General features: G+C 35.5%; 21 protein-coding genes and 1 other annotated feature. Of the genes, 8 read left to right on the top strand and 13 right to left on the bottom strand.

Annotated elements, in window-relative coordinates:
• The first annotated feature begins 280 nt into the window (after nt 1-280).
• Together ACTJJ9_RS18200 and ACTJJ9_RS18195 are read left to right on the top strand one after the other, a co-directional pair.
• A complete protein-coding gene (locus ACTJJ9_RS18200) occupies nt 281-1,549 on the top strand; it encodes an NAD(P)/FAD-dependent oxidoreductase (RefSeq protein WP_145581727.1) in 1,269 nt (422 codons plus the stop codon).
• A 21-nt stretch (nt 1,550-1,570) separates the two neighbouring features.
• Nucleotides 1,571-1,972, top strand: a complete 402-nt coding sequence (locus tag ACTJJ9_RS18195) for a hypothetical protein (protein WP_145581728.1) — start codon at nt 1,571-1,573, stop codon at nt 1,970-1,972.
• Nucleotides 1,973-2,164: 192 nt separating this feature from the next.
• Here the strand turns inward: ACTJJ9_RS18195 and ACTJJ9_RS18190 are convergent, their stop codons facing one another.
• From ACTJJ9_RS18190 to ACTJJ9_RS18155, 8 genes are all read right to left on the bottom strand, one after another.
• Nucleotides 2,165-2,794, bottom strand: a complete 630-nt coding sequence (locus tag ACTJJ9_RS18190; protein WP_145581729.1) for a YesL family protein — start codon at nt 2,792-2,794, stop codon at nt 2,165-2,167.
• An 85-nt stretch (nt 2,795-2,879) separates the two neighbouring features.
• Nucleotides 2,880-3,782: a carbohydrate ABC transporter permease gene (locus ACTJJ9_RS18185; RefSeq protein WP_095301688.1), complete on the bottom strand. Its 903-nt coding sequence runs from the start codon at nt 3,780-3,782 to the stop codon at nt 2,880-2,882.
• A gap of 30 nt (nt 3,783-3,812) precedes the next feature.
• Nucleotides 3,813-4,733: an ABC transporter permease subunit gene (locus tag ACTJJ9_RS18180; protein WP_145581775.1), complete on the bottom strand. Its 921-nt coding sequence runs from the start codon at nt 4,731-4,733 to the stop codon at nt 3,813-3,815.
• Nucleotides 4,734-4,890: 157 nt separating this feature from the next.
• Entirely contained in the window at nt 4,891-6,501 is a 1,611-nt protein-coding gene (locus ACTJJ9_RS18175) for an extracellular solute-binding protein (RefSeq protein WP_145581730.1), read from the bottom strand.
• A gap of 681 nt (nt 6,502-7,182) precedes the next feature.
• Nucleotides 7,183-7,365 (bottom strand): sporulation protein Cse60, encoded by a 183-nt coding sequence (locus ACTJJ9_RS18170; RefSeq protein ID WP_145581731.1) that lies wholly within the window; start codon nt 7,363-7,365, stop codon nt 7,183-7,185.
• Nucleotides 7,366-7,596: 231 nt separating this feature from the next.
• A complete protein-coding gene (locus tag ACTJJ9_RS18165) occupies nt 7,597-7,917 on the bottom strand; it encodes a rhodanese-like domain-containing protein (RefSeq protein ID WP_095301691.1) in 321 nt (106 codons plus the stop codon).
• A 139-nt stretch (nt 7,918-8,056) separates the two neighbouring features.
• Entirely contained in the window at nt 8,057-10,471 is a 2,415-nt protein-coding gene (gene leuS, locus ACTJJ9_RS18160; RefSeq protein ID WP_145581732.1) for a leucine--tRNA ligase, read from the bottom strand.
• 136 nt (nt 10,472-10,607) lie between these two features.
• Nucleotides 10,608-10,837, bottom strand: a binding site (T-box leader).
• A 235-nt stretch (nt 10,838-11,072) separates the two neighbouring features.
• The gene (locus ACTJJ9_RS18155) at nt 11,073-12,263 is read right to left on the bottom strand and encodes an MDR family MFS transporter (RefSeq protein WP_440768795.1); all 1,191 of its coding nucleotides are present in this window, start codon (nt 12,261-12,263) and stop codon (nt 11,073-11,075) included.
• Nucleotides 12,264-12,857: 594 nt separating this feature from the next.
• On the opposite strand from ACTJJ9_RS18155, the gene ACTJJ9_RS18150 reads away from it, so the two are divergent.
• On the top strand, nt 12,858-13,049 hold the full coding sequence (locus ACTJJ9_RS18150) for an alpha/beta-type small acid-soluble spore protein (protein WP_095301694.1): 192 nt from the start codon (nt 12,858-12,860) through the stop codon (nt 13,047-13,049).
• A gap of 132 nt (nt 13,050-13,181) precedes the next feature.
• Here ACTJJ9_RS18150 and ACTJJ9_RS18145 read toward each other — a convergent pair whose 3' ends face one another.
• Nucleotides 13,182-13,349, bottom strand: coding sequence for a glycogen biosynthesis protein GlgD (locus ACTJJ9_RS18145; RefSeq protein WP_174880756.1), 168 nt, complete (start codon nt 13,347-13,349; stop codon nt 13,182-13,184).
• Nucleotides 13,350-13,359: 10 nt separating this feature from the next.
• A complete protein-coding gene (locus ACTJJ9_RS18140; protein WP_095301696.1) occupies nt 13,360-13,623 on the bottom strand; it encodes a YtzC family protein in 264 nt (87 codons plus the stop codon).
• A 203-nt stretch (nt 13,624-13,826) separates the two neighbouring features.
• Here ACTJJ9_RS18140 and ACTJJ9_RS18135 point away from each other — a divergent pair, with 203 nt between their 5' ends.
• Together ACTJJ9_RS18135 and ACTJJ9_RS18130 are read left to right on the top strand one after the other, a co-directional pair.
• Nucleotides 13,827-14,792 carry a TIGR01212 family radical SAM protein gene (locus ACTJJ9_RS18135; protein WP_095301697.1) on the top strand — a complete coding sequence of 322 codons (966 nt, stop codon included), beginning with the start codon at nt 13,827-13,829 and terminating at the stop codon, nt 14,790-14,792.
• Entirely contained in the window at nt 14,789-15,361 is a 573-nt protein-coding gene (locus tag ACTJJ9_RS18130) for a class I SAM-dependent methyltransferase (protein ID WP_440768794.1), read from the top strand. The genes ACTJJ9_RS18135 and ACTJJ9_RS18130 overlap by 4 nt, the downstream gene beginning before the upstream one ends.
• 198 nt (nt 15,362-15,559) lie before the next feature.
• Here ACTJJ9_RS18130 and ACTJJ9_RS18125 read toward each other — a convergent pair whose 3' ends face one another.
• Together ACTJJ9_RS18125 and ACTJJ9_RS18120 are read right to left on the bottom strand one after the other, a co-directional pair.
• Nucleotides 15,560-16,639 carry a tetraprenyl-beta-curcumene synthase family protein gene (locus ACTJJ9_RS18125; protein WP_095301699.1) on the bottom strand — a complete coding sequence of 360 codons (1,080 nt, stop codon included), beginning with the start codon at nt 16,637-16,639 and terminating at the stop codon, nt 15,560-15,562.
• A gap of 104 nt (nt 16,640-16,743) precedes the next feature.
• Nucleotides 16,744-17,529, bottom strand: a complete 786-nt coding sequence (locus ACTJJ9_RS18120) for an alpha/beta hydrolase (protein ID WP_095301700.1) — start codon at nt 17,527-17,529, stop codon at nt 16,744-16,746.
• Nucleotides 17,530-17,749: 220 nt separating this feature from the next.
• Between ACTJJ9_RS18120 and ACTJJ9_RS18115 the strand changes: the two genes are divergently transcribed.
• From ACTJJ9_RS18115 to ACTJJ9_RS18105, 3 genes are all read left to right on the top strand, one after another.
• Nucleotides 17,750-18,268, top strand: coding sequence for a gamma carbonic anhydrase (locus ACTJJ9_RS18115; protein WP_145581738.1), 519 nt, complete (start codon nt 17,750-17,752; stop codon nt 18,266-18,268).
• Nucleotides 18,269-18,987: 719 nt separating this feature from the next.
• Entirely contained in the window at nt 18,988-19,542 is a 555-nt protein-coding gene (locus ACTJJ9_RS18110; protein ID WP_145581739.1) for a phosphatase PAP2 family protein, read from the top strand.
• Between the two features lie 91 nt (nt 19,543-19,633).
• A complete protein-coding gene (locus tag ACTJJ9_RS18105) occupies nt 19,634-20,776 on the top strand; it encodes a glycosyltransferase family 4 protein (protein ID WP_440768793.1) in 1,143 nt (380 codons plus the stop codon).
• Nucleotides 20,777-20,833: 57 nt separating this feature from the next.
• Here the strand turns inward: ACTJJ9_RS18105 and ACTJJ9_RS18100 are convergent, their stop codons facing one another.
• Nucleotides 20,834-22,132, bottom strand: a complete 1,299-nt coding sequence (locus tag ACTJJ9_RS18100; protein WP_145581741.1) for a methyl-accepting chemotaxis protein — start codon at nt 22,130-22,132, stop codon at nt 20,834-20,836.
• Nucleotides 22,133-22,341: the final 209 nt, after the last annotated feature.

Below are 22,341 nucleotides of genomic sequence, written 5' to 3'. Positions count from 1 at the left end.
CTTTTCTATTTTACCACAATCTTATGCTTATACCATAAGTATCTATACCTGATTTTTCTAAAAAGTAGCGGATATTGTCGATTCCTGCAACTTTATACTCCCTACTGCGGATTCTGTCGATTTAGACTGATAAAATTATCCTTTTTTATCTAATAGCTCTACTACTTCTGTTTATACATATTTTTGTTTCATTGTCCCAAACTTATAATACGTTTTTTTATTTTATAGGTTTCAGCTATAATAGGATAGACTCTAGAATAATAAAGGTTGTGAACATATTTTGAACTATGATGTTTTAGTCATTGGTGGTGGACCATCAGGTTTAATGGCGGCAATTGCTGCTGGCGAACAAGGTGCTCGCGTATTATTAGTCGATAAAGGGAATAAGCTTGGGAGAAAGCTCGCAATATCTGGTGGGGGTCGTTGCAACGTTACTAATCGATTACCAGTTGATGAAATCATTAAACACATTCCAGGGAATGGAAGGTTTTTATATAGTGCCTTTTCTGAATTTAGCAATGAAGATATCATTACATTTTTTGAAAAGCTAGGGATCGAACTAAAAGAAGAAGACCATGGTCGAATGTTCCCGGTAACAGACAAAGCACAATCTGTTGTCGATGCTTTATTGAATGAACTTAAAAGATTGAAAGTAGAAGTCCGAACGAATGAGCCAGTTAAAGATATTATGTATGATGATACAAAAGTAACAACCGTCATATTAAAGAGCGGAGAATCGATTGAAACAAAAGCAGTTGTTTTAGCAGTTGGCGGTAAAAGCGTTCCACATACAGGGAGTACAGGAGATGGATACCCATGGGCTGAAAAAGCAGGACATACGATTACTGAATTGTTTCCTACAGAGGTACCTATCACATCGAATGAACCGTTTATTCAAAATAAAACTCTTCAAGGTTTATCATTAAGAGATGTAGCCCTTAGTGTGTTAAATCCAAAAGGAAAACCAATCATTACTCATCAAATGGATATGATCTTTACTCATTTTGGGATATCAGGTCCAGCAGTTTTAAGATGTAGCCAATATGTCGTTAAAGCGATGAAAAAATTTAAAACAAATGCAATTACCGTTAGCATTGACGCACTTCCTAGTAAAAATGAGGAGCAGCTCTTTCAAGAAGTTGTCAGAAATTTAAAGACAGATGCAAAAAAGGCGATAAAAAATGTGTTAAAAGGTCTTCTTCCCGAACGGTACTTATTGTTTTTATTAGAAAAAAACGAAATCGATCCGCAAATTACATATGATAATCTTTCAAACGAGAAGCTCCGTGGCTTTATAAAGGATTGTAAACAATTTCAATTTCAAGTTCATGGAACCTTACCATTAGAAAAAGCGTTCGTAACAGGTGGAGGAGTATCGATAAAAGAAATTCACCCTCGGGAAATGGCATCTAAATTTAAACAAGGCTTGTATTTCTGTGGAGAAATTTTAGATATTCACGGATATACAGGAGGGTACAACATCACTTCTGCACTCGTAACCGGGAGACTCGCTGGCATGAATGCGGCACTCTATTCAAAGACAAATTAAGCGTAAGAAGGGGAATAATAGTTGAAGAACACTTATCTCGATTGCGGTCATTCTGATAAGATGGGCCCAAGGTTAAGAGCTGTTGTCCAACATCAGCTTATCGATGATTTAACATACTATGGCATACAGGATAAAGCATTGTTCTTTGATTGGACTAACAGCTGTATAGAGGGACATGACGAACAATATTTAGATGGAACTGTTGAAAATTTTTCAGGAATTAAAGTACTGAACAGGCAAAATATAGTCGTCGCTGAAGGATGGATGGAATTTCTATACGACTCCTCTGAAAACTTTTTTATAGCCTACTGGGAATATCTTAATATTTTAGTTAGTGGGAGAGAAATACAAGTTAAAGCAGATGGAGGAATTCCTGAGCATATCCTTACAAAAATTCCATTAACTCTTCGGAATAAACTTTAACACATTAAATTTGAACAAAAGGGATTTGGATAACAAACCCCTTTTCTTTTTAGTAGCTACACAAATAATCCTTAATTTAGCTTAACAGGCTATTAAAAAAGACTTTCCAATTTGAAGGTAAAATTCACATGATAAGAAAAATCCTTTTAAATATTATTCAGAGCAGTTTCGATTTTAGCTTTTGCTTTCCCTCTACTGATTTACCTCTATCTCTGAAGAATTCAATTTTGGAAAAGAAATCGACGCCATCTTCATAAGAACAAGGGCTAATAAGCTTGCACCAAAAACAGGAATGATTCCCGGGAAGCTCCACATGAGATAAAGGGTGACCAAAAAGGCTACTATCATTAATATCGATTGTATTGGACGACCGACCGCTAATACAAAAGCATACTTAATATACTCTCTTTTCTTTAATTGAAAATGAACGAAGATTGGTAATAGATATAATGAGAGCAACAGGAAAACAAATATAATTACGTACAAAATAATTGTTAACGATTGATGGAAAATCGTTGTTTGTAATTGTTGGAGAACTCGTAAATCTAAAAATAAAATAAGCCCGATAGCTGCCCAAATATATCCTAAGAGATTTGCTTTTAAAAATTCATTTTTGAACGTGTGGAGAAAAAGCTTAAAAATAGAGATTTCCCTTGAATCCATAGTGAGTTTTCGTATGACAGCAAACAGTGCAACAGTTGCTGGAAACAAACCGAACACAAATAGTCCAGCAATCGAAAATAATAGCCATAGAAGGTTTAACAGAAATAATTTTAAACTCCACTCACCAAAACGGATATACCATTCACTTATGTTTTTCACTCATTTCCGCCTCCAAACAATCGAAATTCCCTTGAAATCACTGAAAAGCTACCGACCTTTTGACCAATAGCTTTTCTTTATTCATTCAACCTTTTACAGAGCCAATCATTACCCCTTTTTCAAAGTACTTTTGAATAAATGGGTATACGATTAAAATCGGTAATGTCGAAACGATAATAACACCATATTTAATTTGATCCGCATATCGCTGTGCATATCCACCAGCAGAGCCACCACTTCCAGCCCCTTCAGCAAACACTTGATTCGACAGCAGGATATCCCTCAAAACAATTTGCAAAGGCTGTAAACTATAATCTCTAACATAAATTAATCCTGTAAAAAAGTCATTCCAATGCCAAACTAAATAGTAGAGTCCAATAACAGATACAACCGCCTTTGACAATGGAAGAACAATTTTTAAGAAGAAGGTAAAATGACTACATCCATCAATAGACGCTGCTTCATACATTTCCTTTGGTATATTACTTTCAAAAAAGGTTCTTGTAATAATGAGATTGAAAACATTAACCGAGAATGGAACAATAAATACCCACATTGTGTCAATGATTTGTAAATCTTTCATTAGTAGATATGTAGGGATCAACCCACCATTAAAGAACATCGTAAAAACGAAGAAAAACATTAATATCCTTCTAGCTCTGAATTCTTGTCTTGATAACACATATGCTGCTGGCAATGTTAGTAAAAGATTTACTAATGTACCAAGCAATGAATAAATCATTGTGTTTTTATAGCCATTCCAAATCCTAGTATCCTGGAAGATTTCTTGATAGCCAAAGAAACTGATCCCTTTAGGAAAAAGCAGTACCTTTCCTGTCGATACTAATGTTGAATCACTAATTGAAGCGATGACAACAAAATACAATGGATACGCAATGACTAAAAAAACAAGTCCACAAACAATATAAATAAAAATATCAAAAAACAGTTCCGACATATTTTTTCCTTTTTTCGTTAAGAGCGCCATACTATCCCTCCTTACTATCCTAAAGGTTTACTACCATAAGCTAATATTTGAAAATCTTTTAGCAATGTAATTCATCGTTATTAACAGAATGAAATTGATGACGGTATTAAATAATCCAATTGCTGCTGCATAACTGAATTGATTTGAAATAATCCCGATTTTGTACACGTATGTTTCAATAACCTCTGAAACCGGTAAATTCAACGGATTTTGCAATAAAAAGATTTTCTCAAATCCTGTGCTTATAATAGATCCCATATTAAGGATAAGTAGGATAATAATCGTTGGGATGATCGCCGGTATTTCTACATTACGAATAATTTGCCATCTATTCGCTCCATCTATCTTCGCAGAATCATATAACTGCGGATCAACACTTGATAGTGCAGCTAAATAAATAATACTGTTCCAGCCGACATGCTGCCATATATCTGATAAGACATAAACTGGAACAAAAGTAGATGGTGATGCTAATAAATTCAAATCCTTAAATCCAAGCGCATTCAATAAATGACCAATAATCCCGGTATTCGGAGAAAGTAAAACATTTAATAATCCAACAACAACAACGATTGAAATAAAATGCGGCAAATACACTGTTGTTTGTAGAATCCGTTTTCCCTTCCTCCATTTAATTTGATTAATCAGTAATGCTAAAATAATCGGAGCAGGAAATCCGAAAATAATTGTACTCAAGCTAATAAAAAGCGTATTTCTTAACAAATCCGTAAACATATGACTTTCAATGAATTGCTGGAAATATTTTAATCCTACCCATTCTCCCCCAGTTAATCCTTTTGTAAAGTCATATTCTCTAAAGGCTAATTGAACACCATACATAGGAATATAGTTAAAAATAATCACGATGATTATCGCTGGAAGAATCATTAGCCATAATTGATAATCCCGTTTAAATGTATTAAAAATTGTCGGCTTTTTTTCAATTGTCATGCTCGGAGCATGATTTGCTTTATTTGTTTGAGAGTTTAACAAGGCCATTTAGGATTATCTCCTTTCATAAACGATGAAGGAAGGAGAACACCCCTCCAGACTCAAAAAGCCATTGTTTAGAGGGGCTTATCTCCTATTCAACATCCTCACGGTTAAATTACTTATTCTTCATATATTCATCGTAATATTTTTGAATAATCTCAGTATTTTTTTCAATCCCAATTTTCTTGAGCTCCTCCACATAACCATCCCATTGCTCTTCAATACCACCTTTTGTAATCCACTCAGAATATTTAGCCATTGCTAAATTCATTACTTCTGTATTTGTTAAGCTAAGAGCATTATTATCCTCATCGGTATATTTAAAGAACATACGAGGTAGGACATCCTTTTCCTTATCGATTGAATTAAATGCAACCTCTAATGGCTTCGTTTGCTCCCCTACAGATTGCATATCAGTGCCAAGTGTTAAATTTAGTGAATCTGAAATATACATTGGTCCATTATCCGCCCATGTTGTCGTCCACTTCCAAGTACCTGGGTCCATGCTTTCATCCTGTGGAGGCAAGACAGAATAAGAACCATCTTCATTTTCAGCTATATTCGTTCCTAATGAACCAAATAAAACTTGCATACTTACTGTCGGGTCATAGAGTTCATTAATAAATTTCATTGCTGCTTCTTTATTTTTACTTGTCGAGGACATTTGAATAAAATTCACTCCGTAGTTGAGCATATTATAATCATAGCTCCAGGATATCTCTTCTGTTGAGTCAGCAGAAGCCTTTAACGGTGCCATTGATTCATATTGTGGTGCTAATGTATTACCAAATCGATCCGTCACTTCCCAGCCATATGTATAACCGACTTTAGCTGTTTCTCCATCCCCACGGGCCACTGATTGATATTTTGTATAGTCTTGAGTAAACACTTCTTTATTTATTAAACCTGCTTCCCAACATTTATTTAAGAAAGAAACAACCTCTTTATATCGCTCATCAATGAGGAAGTTTTTCACCTTACCATCCTCTAAAAATACACCATCACCACTAGCGTCTGTTAATGTAATTCCAAGGCTCCCAAGTAATACGGTAGGTTGGAATTGACCAAATCCTAATGTACCCGTTGGAGAAAAGTCCATCGGAATTTCATCATTTGGATCGCCATTCCCATTTGCATCCTCTTCTTTAAACGCTACAAGCACATCATATAATTCATCCCAATTTGTTGGCATCTCTAATCCAAGATTATCTAACCATTGTTTATTAATAAATTGTCTAGTTGAAGTTTCCGGCCAGAAACGTTGATATTTCGGTAAACCAAAAATCTCTCCATCCTTTTGTGTTGAAAGCGCTTTTAATTCTGGTTTCTCCTCAAACATCTTTTTAACATTCGGCGCATGCTCATCTATTAATTCCGTCATATCATGGAATAGCCCTGTAAATTTCACAAAGTCAGCATCCGTAATTGCATTGGGACCGACAATTAAATCAGGCACATCCCCAGCAGCTAGCATTGTTCCCTTTTTTTGGTCCCAATCCGCTGTAACCTCTTCCCATTTAATTTCTACACCGGCTCTTTCTTCCGCCTCTTGGAGCCACTCCATTTTATCAAGCTCCTGTGTTAAAGGGTGTTTCGTAATAAGTGCTTTTAATACAACCTTACCATCATCAGTTTTTTCAACAGTTTCAGCATTGTTGTTACAACCAGCTAACGCTAGAGCAGAACATAGAAAAACGCTGAAGGCAATCTTCGAAATTCTTTTCATCCTACACTCCCCCTTTTACTCTACTTTTCTATCGAAATAGTTATTATGCAACCCCTTACATATACATGCAAAATAACTACTTCTCCCAAAAACATCTCCCTTTGAGCAAATTACTTGACATTTCATACTTTTCATTTAACTCCCTGTTAAATCCTATATTACGCTACTGCTTCTATTGATGAGAATTCACAATTCCTTAGAAAACATATCTTTTTTTGTATTTTTCTATTTTTTCTGTACTTAACTGAAAAAGTTCATTTTATTTAACTCAATCATAAAATACTAAAATATCTATTTAACTGCTTTCAAAAACGCTTTAATTTCAAGATTTTGTTCAGGCATTCCTTCTTGATAAAAATAGTAAAATTTAATCAAATTCAATAAAAAAAAATATACACCATCATATGAAGACAGCGCATATCCTTTTGTTAGACTTTCTAGGTTTTTGTCATTGTTTGTCGAATAAAGCTGTTATTAAATTTATCAAAATGCGCCTTATGTAACTTTTTCAGGATAGATGCTTCACATCTATGTTCTTTTAAGGATTCCATCAACCTTTTGAAAGACAAATCTCATTTTTTCTAGTTGTAAAAATTAGGATTTTCCAAATAAAATAAGGAGAGTAATTTAACCCTCCTTCTACAATTTCGATAAATAGATTATCTTTCATATAAATCCTTTTTATATTTGGTATAAAACTAGCGCAGAATAGCAATATATTTGCTCACCATCTTCATCAATTGTTAACGTAACACTGTATCTAATGTCCTTAACTTGTATATCATCTAATTCTGCTAAGAAGGCGTTCATTTCTTCCTCTAAATCCTTTTCGTGTTCTTCATCAAATACTGCTACTTGTAACATTTAGTATTCACCTCTTTTTGACTAGTTTATTATTGAGGTGTACTACATATGCCAAGCTATGCTCTCTTAGTATTAAAAAAACAAAAAAGAGGATGACTCAAAAATGTCTGCCCCCTCCAACAAACACCAGTATATAGTAAACTAACCTCGTCTTTAGTCTATATATTGTGTCTGATGGGGCTGAACCTTTAATTTTAAGCCACCCTTTTTAAAATAAATTAAAATCCTTGTTTATATCTCGCTTTTCGGTTTCGTTTCCCCTGTGTATGAAAGCATTCCACCTGTCATATTTACAACGTTAAAACCTTTGTCATGCAAATATGCACATACGTTTGCACTTCTACCACCTGAACGGCAAATAAAAATCGTTTCTTTGTCCTTATCTAGTTCATCTAGTTTATCTGGAATATCGTTCATTCGAATATGCTTCGCCTGTGGAATCATTCCTGCTTCTACTTCATCGTCTTCACGAACATCTATTAATTCTAGCTTTTCTCCATTTTCTAATTTCTCTTGAACTTCTTCTGGTGATATTTCCTTTATTTCAAACATCATAGACATCCTCTCATTTTAAAAATCAACTTATATTTGCATTATAACAAACTCACATAACTAGATGCCAATCATGGGGCAATCTGTCTGTTACAAAAAAATCGCCTCAGTATAGGCCGAGGCGATTTTCAAATTTCCCTTAATTAGCTACAATATTAACAAGCTTTCCAGGGACAGCAATAACCTTACGAATGGTTTTACCTTCGATTTGTTCCTTAACGCGCTCATCCTCAAGGGCAACATTTTCTAGTTGCTCTTTCGTAATATCCTTTGCAACATTAAGCTTTGCACGGACTTTTCCATTTACTTGAACAACGATTTCCACTTCATTTTCGACAAGCTTTGTTTCGTCATAAGTAGGCCATGCTTCGTATGAAATTGTTGTTTCGTGACCAAGCTTATTCCATAATTCCTCGGACAAATGAGGTGCAATCGGTGATAATAATTTTACAAAGCCTTCAACAAATTCCTTCGGTAAAACTGTTGCTTTATATGCTTCATTTATAAACACCATCAGTTGTGAAATAGCTGTATTAAAACGTAAGCCTTCATAATCTTCCGTTACCTTTTTAACTGTTTGATGGTAAACACGTTCTAATTGATCACTTTTTTGATCAACTACTTTTGGACTTAATTCACCATTATCCTCAATAAATAAACGCCAAATTCGATCTAAAAAGCGTCTTGCTCCATCAAGTCCAGTTGTAGACCAAGCGATAGAAGCATCTAATGGGCCCATAAACATTTCATAAAGTCGAAGTGTATCAGCACCATGTGATTCAACAATTTCGTCAGGGTTAACAACGTTTCCTTTTGATTTACTCATTTTTTCATTATTTTCTCCAAGAATCATTCCTTGGTTAAATAATTTTTGGAATGGTTCTTTCGTTGGTACTACGCCAATATCATATAAAAACTTATGCCAGAAACGTGCATAAAGCAGGTGAAGAACAGCATGCTCTGCTCCACCAATATAAATATCAACAGGTAACCATTGCTTTAATTTCTCATCATCCGCTAATGCTTCACTGTTTTTCGGGTCAATATAACGTAAGTAATACCAGCAGCTACCTGCCCATTGCGGCATTGTATTTGTCTCGCGGCGACCTTTTTTCCCTGTTTCAGGGTCAACGACATTAACAAAGTCGTCAATAATCGCAAGTGGTGATTCACCTGTACCTGATGGTTTAATTTCCTTTGTCTTCGGCAATACGAGCGGAAGCTCCTCTTCAGGAACGGCTGACATAGTACCATCTTCCCAATGAATAATTGGGATTGGTTCACCCCAATAGCGTTGACGGCTGAACAACCAATCGCGGAGACGATAAGTTACTTTCTTTTCACCCTTTTTATTTTCCTCAAGCCATGTAATCATTTTTTCAATAGCTTCCTGCTTGCCTAGCCCATTTAAGAAATCAGAGTTTACATGCTCACCATCACCAGTGTAAGCTTCTTTTGAAATGTCTCCGCCACTAACTACTTCTTTAATTGGTAGATTAAATTTTTGCGCAAATTCAAAGTCACGTTCATCGTGAGCAGGAACGGCCATAATTGCCCCTGTTCCATATGTTGCTAGAACATAATCTGCAATCCAAATTGGCATTTTTTCACCATTAACTGGATTTATTGCATATGCTCCAGTAAATACACCTGTTTTTTCTTTTGAAAGCTCAGTACGCTCTAAGTCACTTTTATGTTTAATTTGATCAATATACGCATCAACAGCTGCTTTTTGCTCTGCTGTTGTAATTTCCTCTACATATGCATGCTCAGGAGCTAATACAGCGTATGTTGCACCGAATAAAGTATCAGGACGTGTAGTAAAAACTGTAAAAGTCTCCTCGTGACCATCGATTTGGAAGTGGACATGCGCTCCTTCAGAACGACCAATCCAGTTGCGTTGCATATCTTTAATGCTTTCTGGCCAATCAACTTCTTCTAAATCCTCAAGCAGTCTGTCTGCATAGGCTGTAATTTTTAACATCCATTGCTTCATCGGACGTCGTTCTACAGGATGACCACCACGTTCACTTTTCCCATCGATAACTTCTTCATTTGCTAATACTGTACCTAGTGCAGGGCACCAGTTTACAGGAACTTCATCTACATATGCCAAGCCTTTTTTATATAATTGAAGGAAAATCCATTGTGTCCATTTGTAATATTCAGGATCTGTCGTATTTACTTCACGATCCCAGTCATAGGAAAATCCTAACGATTGGATTTGTCTTCTAAAGTTATCAATATTATGTTTTGTAAATTCTGCAGGGTCATTCCCTGTATCAAGTGCATATTGCTCAGCAGGTAAACCGAAAGCATCCCAACCCATTGGGTGAAGTACATTATAGCCCTGCATCCGCTTCATTCTTGAAAGGATGTCAGTTGCAGTGTAGCCTTCAGGATGACCAACATGTAATCCTGCACCTGATGGATATGGAAACATATCTAGCGCATAAAATTTCGGCTTATCTGTATCCTCAGTAGTTTTAAATGTTTTATTTTGTAACCAATAATTTTGCCATTTCTTTTCAATCTGTTGATGATCGAAGCTCATTTTGCATCCTCCTTCTCTAAACTTCCAATATGTATCGTGATTTTATAGTATTAACCGTTTGAACGGATCAAAGTATGGACCAAATGACTGTACTTATTCATAGATATATGAAAAAAATGAAAAACCCCCCATCCCAAACAGGGACGAGAGGTTTAGTTCCCGTGGTACCACCCAACTTTGGCATAGACTGTATGCCCACTTTGACATCCGTAACGTGGATTAACGACAAATATTACAGGACCCTAATTTGGCTTTCACATTTGTAACTCAAAGGCGAGTTCAATAGCAACAATCGATTGACTCACACCAGCCGTCAACTCTCTGAACGATCAAATGCTACCTACTATTCCTTCTCTCCGTTCATCTCGTATACATTTATTAAACCTTATTTTATATAAATTTGTCATGATATGCAAGTATGTAAAATGGGGGACAGTCCCCATTTCGTTGAACTGAGTCGATTATTATCGATAAACCACTTATTGGGGGACTGTCCCCCAATCACTAATCTCTACCAAAGTTCATCGCTCAAACCCTTGAACAGGCAGGTTTAAGTGATGATTGGGGACTGTCCCCAATCATCATTGCTTTCACCTAATAATTATTGAAGAGCCTCTTTTTGGGGACTGTCCCCAGTAACGAGCTTTTTGTCATAAATATAGGTTGTGAAGATTCCGATGAATAGTAGGCTGATGATGATGAGGAAGAGAAGGTTCATGTTGTAATGGTCTACGATGAGTCCGCCTAGTAGCGGGCCGATCATTCTTCCACCAGTAGCTGTACTGTTAACGAAGCCTTGGTAAAATCCTTGTCTTCCCTTTGAGGCAAGGCTATCAGCAATCGTTGGGACGGCTGGCCATATTAACATTTCTCCAAAGGTTAAGATCACCATCGCAACGAGAAAACCAGCAAATTGCTCAGCATTCGCTGCAACTATATAAGAAATAATAAAAACAACAAACCCTACAATCATTTGTTTCTTTAACGTTTTAGCAAAATATTTAACAAATAATGATATTAATGGCTGTGCACATACAATTAAAACACCGTTGACTGTCCATAATAAGCTATATTGACTTAACGAAATATCTAAACTTTGAGTATGTGAAGAAATCGTTGTTGACCATTGTACATATCCAACCCAGCATAATAAGTAACCAATACATAGAATAACAAGCGCTTGAAATCTCGGTCCATTATTCCCTTTTCGATTTTCCTCAAGGATTGATGTCTGACTTACATTTGTATCATCTATATTTCGGTAACCAAAAATAGCAATAAAGAAAAAGATTGCATATAACGCCGCATTTGCTATGAAAATATATGTGAATGAGAATGAAGCAACAATTCCACCAAGTGAGGCACCTGCTGCAACACCAATATTTTGTGCTACATAAATCGCGTTAAACGGTTTTCTTCCACCTTCTGGCCATACGGTTCCTGCTAACGCATATGTCGCCGGAAAAACAATCCCTGAACCAAAGCCGATCAAAATAAGTAAATAAACATAGATTGGCCAACCATGGAAGAACATAAGTAATGTGACAGAAACTAATGTAATGATTATTCCAATAAGAATTGTTTTATAACCACCTATCTTATCGAATAAAACACCACCAACTAAATTTCCTATTACTGTTGCCGCTGCATTTAGCATTAAAACAACTCCTGCAACAGTTAACGTTTTCCCTAAGTGGTCGTGAATATAAATGGTATTTAAAGGCCATAAAAAAGACGAACCCATTACATTTATTAGCATTCCAATTACAAGTAACCAAAGAGATCGTGGCATCTTCATCCTCCTAACAAATAAATTTACAGCTATAAAACTAGTTTTCTACGAATTTTATAGCTTTCATTGAACAAAAAAAGCATGCTATTTTCAAATAAAAATAGACACAATTACCTAGTGTTTCCTTCTGTTCCTCAGAGAATTTTAGCCCCTTTTCACCCTATTTGCAATGAATATTACACCTATTAAGGAATGTTGTAATAATGGGAATTTACCGACTTTTCTGCCTGCTTTTACCCGTTAATCTACAAGAACATACATTAAGATATGGTCGACAAATTTACTGTCAGATAAGATTCCTTGATATGCCTTCCCTATTTAATAAACCCACATTTTTTGTAAAACTGGTATGCACTTTTATTTGTTGCTAGCACACGTAACCATGCAGGAGTCTTATGTATCCGTTCCAACATAGCTTATATTAAAATCAGAAAAGAAATAGCCCCAATTCACAAATTTCCGCTAATAAACAGCTCTTACCTTTATATATAAGGAAAAGCGTGTAAAAAAGCTGTAGCTGGGAATCATAATCTTGAGCATTAAATCGGTGCTCATAAGGTACCTTCCTATATTCAATAAAAGGGGTGTTGTACAATGGCTAGAAATAAACTATTAGTGCCAGGTGCAGAAAATGCTCTAGCTTCCTTAAAAGAGGAAATTGCAAACGAATTAGGAGTTGAACTAGGTGCCGATACGACCGCTCGTGCAAATGGTTCTGTTGGTGGAGAAATGACAAAGCGCTTGATCGCTTTAGGTGAACGCCAGCTACAGAATCAAAAGCAATAGTTTGATGATTAACAAGGAACCTCATGTTGTGGGGTTCCTTGCTATTATAGCCATCTAATTACAGTTCTTTGTTCGATTATGTATAACTACTTAGAAAAGGGCCAAATCAAATGATCTAGCCCTACCTTAAATTTACTTCGTTTCATCTCGCTGTTTCGATTTTATCGGCTGACCCTTCTTTGCATTATTGCTTTTAATAAGCTTAACAGGATCGTAATCTTTGCCTAATTCTAAATCATTGCTATTTACACCGTTTTTTGTTTTCTGCTCAGGATTATTTTGCTTAGACCGCTTCTTCACTGTCATCCCCCTAATATCTTCTTAAAATCATTTCATTCTGCACTTGCTGCAATTGTAGTCTCATCCGGTAAATGCGATCTTGCTGCTCATCATTAGCACTTAAAGCTAAATGATTGATGTCATTCACAGCATTTTCAAGCCCTTGTAGAGCTTGAGTATATTCAGTTTCATTATAATGTTCCTGTTCTGCACCGATTTTTTGTTGCTCACGTGCATATTCGAGTGCTTGATTACAGCGTTGCATATATTCGTCAACAGATTGTCTTGTTGCCATCTAAGTCTCTCCTCCAAACGGTATGAAGTCATTATAAGCTTCATCAGTTACTATTGTTTGCATGTTTGTTAAAAAACTTGAGTTAAAATAATTGGTAAGTTACGTTGAACACTGTCCATTAAGCACATATCATGATAAAATTTTTTGACAGGACACATTTGTTTGCATAACGAGCATTCGGAGAAAAGAGAGGTAGCTTTCATATGAAACAGACAAATCCATTTAGATTTGCATCTGACAACAAACGGTATCATACATGGAATTATCATTTACGACAAACATTTGGCCATAAAGTGTTTAAGGTTGCTTTAGACGGAGGATTTGACTGCCCGAACCGTGATGGTACTGTAGCACATGGAGGATGCACATTTTGCAGTGTAGCCGGTTCAGGGGATTTTGCGGGTAATCGAGCAGATGACCTTGTAACACAATTTCATAGCATTAAAGCTAAAATGCACGAAAAATGGAAAGATGGGAAATACATGGCATATTTCCAAGCGTACACAAATACTCATGCTCCAGTTGAAGTATTAAAAGAAAAATTTGAATCCGTTTTAAACATAGAAGGTGTTGTCGGGTTATCAATTGCAACAAGACCTGATTGCTTACCTGATGATGTTGTAGAATATTTGGCTGAACTTAACGAACGCACATATTTATGGGTTGAGCTCGGTTTACAAACAGTCCATGAGCGAACTGCATTATTAATCAATCGGGCACATGATTTCAATTGTTATGTTGAAGGAGTCAACAAGCTTCGTAAACATGGAATTAATGTTTGTTCCCATATTATAAATGGATTGCCTTTAGAAAATGAAAAGATGATGCTGGAGACCGCGAAAGCAGTTGCTAACTTAGATGTTCAAGGGATAAAAATTCATCTCCTTCATTTATTAAAAGGTACACCAATGGTAAAACAATATGAAAAAGGTCAATTACAATTTTTGTCACAAGATGATTACGTGAATCTCGTTTGTGATCAACTCGAGATACTTCCACCAGAAATGATTGTCCACCGTATTACTGGTGACGGTCCAATTGATTTAATGATCGGTCCTATGTGGAGTGTAAATAAGTGGAACGTGCTAAATTCAATCGATGCTGAGTTAATAAAAAGAAATAGCTATCAAGGAAGGTTTTACCAGCAAGAAGGAGTTATTAAAAGATGAAATTACAACGGATTTTACCATTTGCCAAACAGTTACTCGAAGCCTCAGTTAACGAAGGTGATTATGTAATCGATGCAACGATTGGAAATGGTCATGATACTGTTTTTTTAGCTAAATTAATCGGTAAATCAGGACATGTCTATGGATATGATATTCAAGAAGAAGCGATTGCTAACACAAATGAACGGTTAAAAGTAGAATGCCTCGAAGACCGTGTAACACTTTTTCATCAAGGTCATCAGCATATTTTTCAAACAGTGCCTAAGGAAAAACATGGTGAGATTGCTGGAGCAATTTTTAATCTTGGTTATCTACCTGGAGGAGATAAAGCAGTCGTTACCATTGCGGAAACAACGATTGAGGCAATTGAACAACTATTAGCTATTTTAAAGCCAGAAGGACTCATTGTACTTGTCATTTATCATGGTCATAAAGAAGGTCAAATAGAGCGTGATAAAGTAATGAACTATGTTCAAACAATTGATCCGAGTGTTGCACATGTCTTGAAGTATCAGTTTATTAACAAAAACAATCATCCACCATTTATTATTGCAATTGAAAAATGTTAAACGGTTGTGATGTCATAGGAGAAAAAATTCCTTTGAAGCCTAGTTCTATCAAAGCAGTGCGAAGGAAATAATTTAACTTACGTTTTTTTCTTAAAAGCAAACAAAGTCAAGAAGAATTTAATCTATTTGCTCTTTATTATTGTAGATTTTTATCTTTATGAAATGCCTAAAGCAGTGTGGTCGAAACCCACTGCTTTTTTATGAACTTCTTTTCCATGGAAGCTTTTGGATTGTCCTATACGCTCTTCCATTGAAATAAAAAAAGAACGACGTTAACCCACCTAATTTGATTAGTCTTTTGGCTAATTTATGCAGCTCCTTATGTTCCGCTACCTTATCATCTGATAAATAGACTCCTAATAATCCTCGGTTAATTAAACGATGAAAATTCTCATGCGGAATCCCTGTAAGATGCTCGTCTGCCTTTTCCACAAAATACTCAAGTCTTTCCATCATATCTGTTTCTGAAGCATAATAACTACAAAAATTCAAATCCCCGCCAAGCTTATCTTCTTCCTGATCTATTAAGTAATCAAGCAAAATGTGAAGACCTTGTACATATGGAAAATAGCTTTCTTTGATTTGTAACGCATGTTTCTCATCAAACCCATCCTGAAAGGCATATGCAACTAAACAAAAAATGCCAAGCGTAGAGCCTGTACATGCTGAGAACTCATACCATTCCATTTCAGGCACATTTGTTTTATGAGCTTCAAACCAATTCTCTAAACGAGGAACACGTTCTTCCTTACGTACATGTTTATGTACTTGCAAATCACAATAATAGCTAGACAATTCAAGCAAATACTTTGCGATAATTGGATAATGCTTAATATCTGCTAATACATTTTGACAGGTTTGCACAAGCTTATGTAAATACCCACCATCATCCTTGTCATCTCTATAACGATAATAATCTTTACACGGTGCACCACAAGTTAAGGCATCTAACATTGATTGATGCAGCATTCGAAAATCTTCAGGATCTAATGAAGTACTTCTATCACATAAATTATCTAAATAATCGCTAATTGTTTGATAGGCGACGATAAATTCTATACATTGTTGCTTATATTCTCCTGAAATCATCGCAAGAATGCCGCCGCCTTCACAGTGAAATTCCTTTTTATCAATACTGCTCAATGCCTGATTTCTTAATTCCTCATTCGGGATCTTTTCCGCCTGCTCACGCCAATATCGAATATAAAAATGCACAATTGGGAAAATTTCTTTATATACTTTCGTCATTAATCTTAAAGGATGCTCTGGTACTGTCAAAGGGGGTGTCACCTCTTACTTTCATTATTCACGCTCAAACGATATTAAAAATACTATTGGTACGTTTTCGTTTATAAATTCTCACCATTAAGTTTACCACTTTTTTACTTACAATGGGCATCGAAAAATTGCCTTGCTCTTTCAAAAACAGCTTCACGCTCAGGTTCACTGAAAATTTCATGGTAAAAACCTTTCCATTCTTTATACGATTTTTCAAGAATGTTTACCTTATTAAACCAATCCTTTACAGCTGCTTTATCAACAATTTTGTCTTCTCCACCTTGCATAATAAAAAGGGGGATATCTTGAAATTTATCGATTTGTTTATGAGCTTCTTCCACTGCTTTAACTAGTTCACGATACCATCTAATTGACACTTTTGTCACATATAATGAATCATTCTCATCTATTTCCTGGACAGCTTTATTTCTTGTTGCCAAGTCAATGCTTAAATGGGATTCAACCTTAAAAGAAGGTGCAACGATATTTAGTCCCTTTGAAGCGAGATCGATAACCTTGTTCGGCCTGTACAAGACTCCTAAACACGGGGATGATAACAGGACAGCTTGAGCATTAAGGCTTTTCTCTTGAAGAGCTCGAACTAAAATAAGTCCACCCATGCTATGTCCTAATAAAAATAATGGTAATCCAAATTGAGTCGCTTCCTTCACCCATTCATTTACTTCTAGTATATATTCGTCAAATGATTGAATATGTCCTCTTCTTCGCGTCGTCGTACCTTGTCCAGGTAAATCACCCATAACAACATGGTAGCCAGACAATTTCCACATTTCAGCTAGCCATTTATAACGTCCATGATGTTCAGCAGCACCATGAACAATGATCACAACACCCTTTGGCTGTTCCACCTCTGTTTTCCATTTCCACATGAAAGAAAGCCTCCCTTTAATCATTACGAGCAAAAGTAAATCTCCTTATGGATAAATGGACATGTCCTTAAAAATCTAGGTGCTCTTTGCTAAATGTACACTTTGGAAGAGTTAAAATCGTAACTCCTTTTTACCTTTGTTATAATATATGGTAGAAAACAATGCTTTATCCACTAATAAAAAGGCTATAATATCTCTTCTTAAAGAAAGGATGATACTTTTGATATACCCCTATAAAGGAAAAGCACCTAAAATAGATGATTCAGTCTTTATAGCTGATTTTGTAACGATAACAGGTGATGTGACAATCGGCGAACATTCAAGCATTTGGTTTCAATCAGTTATCCGTGGGGATGTTTCTCCAACTATTATCGGCAAACGAGTGAACATTCAAGACCAATGCTGTCTCCATCAAAGCCCTAATCGTCCGCTTATAATAGAGGATGATGTAACAATAGGACATCAGGTCATTTTACATAGTTCAATCATTCGAAAAAATGCGTTAATTGGGATGGGATCAATTATTTTAGATGGTGCAGAAATAGGTGAAGGGGCATTTATTGGAGCTGGTAGCCTTGTCCCACAAGGAAAAAAAATCCCTCCTCATTCCCTTGCCTTCGGTAGACCAGCAAAGGTGATCAGAGTCTTAACGAATGAAGATGAAAAAGATATGGAACGAATACGAAACGAATACGTTGAAAAAGGGCAATATTATAAGTCGCTGCAAAATATCGAATAAATTGAACAAAAGCGCAAGCTTATTTAAAGGAGATAGGCTGCTAAGTATTTAAGATAGATTTCATGCCTTACAGAAGCAAGACTGAAAAATTCAGCATTGCCCTACAAGCTCCAATAATAGCCTGTAAGTTTTCTACACTCTTACATTTTCTATGACCATTTTGTTTTTTTAAGTTGATTAAGCTAATTATGAAGACTATCCCCAAGAAGATTTACAGCCATCCATCAGCAAAGCACCATCTTTAGAGTAAATCAACGCTTTTTTCGCAAAAAATGCCAAAGTAAAAAACTGGAACAAAGACATCCCTTCTACCATATTTTCATTAGTAGGGATGTTTTCCGTTGTACTTACCACTTATATAGTACCATTCAAGAATGATTTAACCACTCCTTACTCCAAATTGTTTTGAAATTGTCAAAATTCAAAACCTATGATTTCAATCCACTTATTTTTTCTAAAGGTTGACATAGAAATAAACTACTTCAATCATATATCAAAAAATCAAACGACATTTCTCATTTTGATTTCCTAAGAATCAACTTCTAATTTGCATTTAAATGTTACATGCAATTGTCCTTCTAAAACAAAATTACCTGTTTGTGTAGAGAACATTAATTTTTTGAAAAATATTATATGAAATAATTTACAAATTCTTATTATTAACTTTATATTTGTCACTTACAATATTACTAAAGGAGTTAAAAAGGAGAGTTTCTCATATGAAAACGAAGCTTTTTACAAACATGTATGATTTCGAATGCAGGTTATTTCGAAGTGTAAATCGTCATTATGACCGGAAGTTCCTTAATTTTTACTTTCGGCATATTACACATCTTGGAGGTGCTATTGCAACAATTACAGCTAGTCTTATCCTTATCTTTTTTACAAAGGGACTCATTCAATTAACAGGTATTGCAAGTGCTATTTCACTTTTAATTAGTCACCTACCTGTTGCACTAGTAAAAAAGCTGTACCCACGTAAACGGCCGTATATTACCCTAATGGAAACGAAGGTACCAGCTAATCCATTAAAGGACCATTCATTTCCGTCGGGACATACAACAGCTATTTTCTCAGTTATTATTCCATTTATATTATTTATCCCTGAACTCTCTTTCATACTTTTACCTATAGCCATTAGCGTTGGGATCTCAAGAATGTATTTAGGCTTGCACTATCCTTCCGATGTTTTAGCCGGTTGTTTACTAGGCTGTTCATCTGGTGTATTAAGCTCCTTTATGCTTAACCAGCTTATATTTACAGCTGCTATTTAACCTTAATATGTAGAATCCTAGCTTAAAAAGTCTTGTTAAATAAGCTTCATATTTCTAGTACCTTTTTTCACTTAGTTACTGGGGGGATACGATGAGAATAGCTATATTTACAGATACTTTTGCTCCGGATGTTAATGGGGTGGCCAGAACGCTGAAACGGTTTACTGATTATCTTGATAAAATCGGGTATGAATATAGAGTTTTTGCTCCCGAAAGTACAAGTGAGAGCCTATTTTCTAGTCATATTCACCGATTTACAAGTTTACCGTTCTTTTTATATCCTGAATGTCGGCTAGCATTGCCGAATATGCTTCATGTAAAGGCAGAGCTACAGCGCTTTAAGCCAGACTTAATTCATGTTGCAACACCGTTTAACATTGGATTATGTGGGTTACATTATGCAAAAAAACTAAACATCCCAATTGTTGGGTCTTATCATACTGATTTTGATCAATATTTGAAATATTATGATTTACAATTTTTATCAAAAGTTTTATGGAAATACATGCATTGGTTTCATAAACCATTAAGAAAAATCTTTGTACCTTCTATCGAAACATTGGATCAATTGAAACGAAAAGGCTTTGCTAACTTACGAATTTGGGGAAGAGGTGTTGATTGCGCACTATTTCACCCTAATTATTCAAAACAACAAATCCGAGACAAATACCAAATTAAAGAAAAATTTATTTTAACTTATGTCGGACGTTTAGCTCCTGAAAAGGATATCGAAACATTAATGAATGTAAGTTTACATCTTCCTAGTGAACTTAATAAACATATCCATTGGATCATTGTAGGAGATGGGCCGTCAAAGGAAGAAATGATGACGAATGCCCCAGAAAATATGACATTTGCAGGCTATTTAAGCGGTGAAAGTCTTGCGGAAATTTATTCTAGTTCAGATTTGTTTGTATTCCCTTCACCAACTGAAACCTTTGGTAATGTTGTTTTAGAAGCATTAGCATCAGGAACACCAGCGATCTGTGCTAACTCAGGAGGAGTCAAAAATATCATCAAGGATGGCATAACAGGAATTCTTTGCGAACCACAAAATAGTAATCAGTTTCAAAATGCTATTATTCATCTATTATCTAATCATATCCTTCGAAAGCATATGTCTGAGGAAGCACGTAAGTATGCATTATCACAGACATGGAACAGTATTTTTGATGAACTATTAAAAGAGTATAAAGATGCAATTAGTGAAAATGCTCAAATTCGTTATGCATAAATGAGAAAGGTGAATCCTATTAGGACTCACCTTTTTTAATATCATTATTCAAAAGCTTTATTTTTCTGCAATATTAATAACGATATCATTTATTTTTGCACTAATTTCTCGAATTGTCGTAGAGGATTCATTAATTGCTTCAATCGTTTGAACCTGTTCATCAACAGAAGCTGTAATTTGTTCTGTTGATGCAGCCGTTTCTTCCGCAACCGCAGAAACATTCTGGATTGAATCTAAAATAACAGTACTATTTGCTGATACTTTATCAATTTCTTTATTGAGCTTGGAAATTCCCTCAATAATTTTATCAATTGATGTTGAAATATGATTGAATTCATTTTCTGTATCAACAACACTTTTATTTAACCCATTGGAGATTTCAGTTGTTTGAGCCATAATAAGCACAGTTGATTCCGTTTCTTTTTCAATGTTTTGAATCATTGATTGGATTTGTGATGTAGCCTGGTTTGTCTCTTCTGCAAGTTTACGAACCTCTTCAGCAACAACAGCAAATCCTTTTCCATGCTCTCCAGCTCTAGCGGCCTCAATACTTGCATTTAATGCTAATAAATTAGTCTGTTTGGATATATTATCAATCGTTGTAACGATACCTGAAATCTGATCAACACTTTGAAAAAGTGTTGTAATACCTATGCTAATTTGTTCTAACATATCACTATTCTCTTTATTAGATACTTGTAATCCAGTTACACTTTCCTTTCCTGTTTCAACGGCTTTCGCACAGTCTTCAGTTAACTGAATAATCCCATTACTTTCCATAGACATTTTGTTTATGCTTTCCTGCAAATCATTTGCTTTATGACTTGTCGCTTCAATATCAGAAGCTTGAGATGTCGAACCTCGGGAAATCTCATTTAACGCCGTGCCAATTTCCTGACTTGTGACTTTTGTTAACTCAGACAATGACGATAATTCATTTGAAGATTTGTCCAATAATTGTCCAGTTTCAAGTAGATTACGAAAAAATCCGCGAAGTCCATCATTAATTCGATTAAATGACTTGGCAATTAAACCAATTTCATCTGTTCCTTCTTTTAAAGGAGTTTCCAACAAGTTACCTTCCGCCATCTGTGTCGACGCTTTTACCAATTCATTTAATGATTTCACCTTTCTTATTAAAAGGAAATACAAAATGGCAGAACAAATAATCGTAATAACAGCTGTTACACCAAGCATTATCCATAAAAAACTAGCTGCTGTCCCCTTTTCTATCGCATTCTCTGCGAATATATAACCTAATAATCCAATAGAACTAGTCATAACAACGACTAAAATAATCAAGGTTATTAACAATTGTACAGACACCTTTTGAATAGGCTTAATTCTGGTATTCATTTTACTCCCTCACATTCTTTCATTTATACTAGTAATATCGGCTATGTTTCCGCTGTCATTTAGTCTTTTTTTACTATTTTTCTAAAATTAAATCAAAACCACCAGTGAGAACTGGTGGTTTGCTCTGCGGCTAAAAGCCTCTCTTTCCGGCCTCGGCCTTAAAGGCCCACTGAATGGGTTTCCCTTTTGCACCACATTTACTCACTAAT

Origin of the sequence: Metabacillus sp. 22489 (assembly GCF_052044855.1) — a bacterium.
In the GTDB taxonomy this organism is placed as follows: domain Bacteria; phylum Bacillota; class Bacilli; order Bacillales; family Bacillaceae; genus Metabacillus; species Metabacillus niabensis.
Note: the sequence above shows the minus strand (reverse complement) of the source record. Positions and strands in the feature narration are given on the sequence as shown.